Source organism: Arthrobacter sp. USHLN218 (genome assembly GCF_037144715.1).
Taxonomy (GTDB): Bacteria; Actinomycetota; Actinomycetes; order Actinomycetales; family Micrococcaceae; genus Crystallibacter.
Genome location: NZ_JBBCYT010000017.1, coordinates 1 through 3,335 on the forward strand (window position 1 = coordinate 1; position 3,335 = coordinate 3,335).

Sequence of the window (3,335 nt, forward strand, 5' to 3'; positions counted from 1 at the left end):
TGGTTTGTCCGGGGGTGACGGGGTTGTTGTTTGAGAACTACATAGTGGACGCGAGCATCTTATAAATGACGCAATTTTTGTGAACCCGGGTCCGGTTTGTCCGGATGCGTGGTTCTCTCGAGAATGCTGATTTGATCTTTTGTGGTCAAGTTTTTAAGAGCACACGGTGGATGCCTTGGCATCAGGAGCCGAAGAAGGACGTGGGAATCTGCGAAAAGCCTGGGGGAGTCGATAACCGGACCGTGATCCCAGGATGTCCGAATGGGGAAACCCCGCCCGGCGCGCGAGTGACCGGGTGACCCGCATCTGAACACATAGGGTGCGTGGAGGGAACGCGGGGAAGTGAAACATCTCAGTACCCGCAGGAAGAGAAAACAATAGTGATTCCGTTAGTAGTGGCGAGCGAACGCGGACGAGGCCAAACCGGTCCATGTGTGATAGCCGGCGGGCGTTGCATGGTCGGGGTTGCGGGACTTTCCGTTGCTGTTCTGCCGGACAGCTGGAGTGAGTGCGGATGCATAGGTGAACGGTCTTGAAAGGCCGGCCGGAGAAGGTGTTAGCCCTGTAACCGTAATGTGTGCCGCCGCTTGGAGAGGATCCCAAGTAGCACGGGGCCCGAGAAATCCCGTGCGAATCTGCCAGGACCACCTGGTAAGCCTGAATACTACCTGATGACCGATAGCGGACAAGTACCGTGAGGGAAAGGTGAAAAGTACCCCGGGAGGGGAGTGAAACAGTACCTGAAACCGTGTGCTTACAATCCGTCGGAGCGGGCTTTGTTCCCGTGACGGCGTGCCTTTTGAAGAATGAGCCTGCGAGTTAGTGTTACGTCGCGAGGTTAACCCGTGGGGGGAAGCCGTAGCGAAAGCGAGTCTGAACAGGGCGATGCAGTGGCGTGATCTAGACCCGAAGCGGAGTGATCTACCCATGGCCAGGTTGAAGCGACGGTAAGACGTCGTGGAGGACCGAACCCACTTCAGTTGAAAATGGAGGGGATGAGCTGTGGGTAGGGGTGAAAGGCCAATCAAACTCCGTGATAGCTGGTTCTCCCCGAAATGCATTTAGGTGCAGCGTTGCGTGTTTCTTGCCGGAGGTAGAGCTACTGGATGGCCGATGGGCCCTACAAGGTTACTGACGTCAGCCAAACTCCGAATGCCGGTAAGTCAGAGCGCAGCAGTGAGACTGTGGGGGATAAGCTTCATAGTCGAGAGGGAAACAGCCCAGACCACCAACTAAGGCCCCTAAGCGTGTGCTAAGTGGGAAAGGATGTGGAGTTGCCCAGACAACCAGGAGGTTGGCTTAGAAGCAGCCACCCTTGAAAGAGTGCGTAATAGCTCACTGGTCAAGTGATTCCGCGCCGACAATGTAGCGGGGCTCAAGTACACCGCCGAAGTTGTGGCATCCGCGTATTTTTCCAAGCCTTCGTGGTTCAGGAGCGTGGATGGGTAGGGGAGCGTCGTGTGGGCGGTGAAGCCGCGGTGTAAACCAGTGGTGGAGCCTACACGAGTGAGAATGCAGGCATGAGTAGCGAAAGACGGGTGGGAAACCCGTCCGCCGAATGATCAAGGGTTCCAGGGTCAAGCTAATCTGCCCTGGGTAAGTCGGGACCTAAGGCGAGGCCGACAGGCGTAGTCGATGGACAACGGGTTGATATTCCCGTACCGGCGAAAAACCGCCAATACCGAGCCGGTGATACTAACCGCCCAAACCGTGCATGTGTGCCCTTCGGGGCCGGTGTGTGCGGGGCGCGCGGGACCTGATCCGGGGAGGTAAGCGTATTAACAGGTGTGACGCAGGAAGGTAGCCAGGCCGGGCGATGGTTGTCCCGGTCCAAGGATGTAGGGCGAACGGTAGGCAAATCCGCCGTTCATAAGCCTGAGACCTGACGGGACCCCCGTACGGGGGGATCTGGTGATCCTATGCTGCCGAGAAAAGCATCGACGCGAGGTTTTAGCCGCCCGTACCCCAAACCGACACAGGTGATCAGGTAGAGAATACCAAGGCGATCGAGAGAATTATGGTTAAGGAACTCGGCAAAATGCCCCCGTAACTTCGGGAGAAGGGGGGCCCCAACCTTGAACCGCCCGCGCGGCGGGGAGGGGATCGGGGCCGCAGAGACCAGGGGGAAGCGACTGTTTACTAAAAACACAGGTCCGTGCGAAGTCGCAAGACGAGGTATACGGACTGACTCCTGCCCGGTGCTGGAAGGTTAAGAGGACCGGTTAGCCCGTTCGCGGGCGAAGCTGGGAATTTAAGCCCCAGTAAACGGCGGTGGTAACTATAACCATCCTAAGGTAGCGAAATTCCTTGTCGGGTAAGTTCCGACCTGCACGAATGGAGTAACGACTTCCCCGCTGTCTCAACCATAAACTCGGCGAAATTGCACTACGAGTAAAGATGCTCGTTACGCGCAGCAGGACGGAAAGACCCCGAGACCTTTACTATAGTTTGGTATTGGTGTTCGGTGTGGCTTGTGTAGGATAGGTGGGAGACTGTGAAACCCGGACGCCAGTTCGGGCGGAGTCATCGTTGAAATACCACTCTGGTCACTCTGGACATCTAACTTCGGCCCGTAATCCGGGTCAGGGACAGTGCCTGATGGGTAGTTTAACTGGGGCGGTTGCCTCCTAAAGAGTAACGGAGGCGCCCAAAGGTTCCCTCAGCCTGGTTGGCAATCAGGTGGCGAGTGTAAGTGCACAAGGGAGCTTGACTGTGAGAGAGACATCTCGAGCAGGGACGAAAGTCGGGACTAGTGATCCGGCGGCACATTGTGGAATGGCCGTCGCTCAACGGATAAAAGGTACCTCGGGGATAACAGGCTGATCTTGCCCAAGAGTCCATATCGACGGCATGGTTTGGCACCTCGATGTCGGCTCGTCGCATCCTGGGGCTGGAGTAGGTCCCAAGGGTTGGGCTGTTCGCCCATTAAAGCGGTACGCGAGCTGGGTTTAGAACGTCGTGAGACAGTTCGGTCCCTATCCGCTGCGCGCGCAGGAAATTTGAGAAGGTCTGTCCTTAGTACGAGAGGACCGGGACGGACGAACCTCTGGTGTGTCAGTTGTACTGCCAAGTGCACCGCTGATTAGCTACGTTCGGATTGGATAACCGCTGAAAGCATCTAAGCGGGAAGCCGGCTTCAAGATGAGATTTCCATCCCCGCAAGGGGGAGAGGCCCCCAGCCAGACCACTGGGTTGATAGGCCGGATGTGGAAGCAGGGACTAACGACCTGTGAAGCTGACCGGTACTAATAGGCCGATAACTTACACCACAAACAAACTGTGCTACGCGTCCGCTATGTGGTTCCCAGACAACAACCACCGTCCAGGGAACACAA

The 3,335-nt window shown here is 56.6% G+C and carries 1 rRNA gene; it reads left to right on the plus strand.

What is annotated here, in order from left to right:
* Nucleotides 1-143: 143 nt before the first annotated feature.
* Nucleotides 144-3,270: ribosomal RNA gene (locus WFH44_RS21320) — 23S ribosomal RNA — on the plus strand.
* The last annotated feature ends 65 nt before the right edge of the window (nucleotides 3,271-3,335 follow it).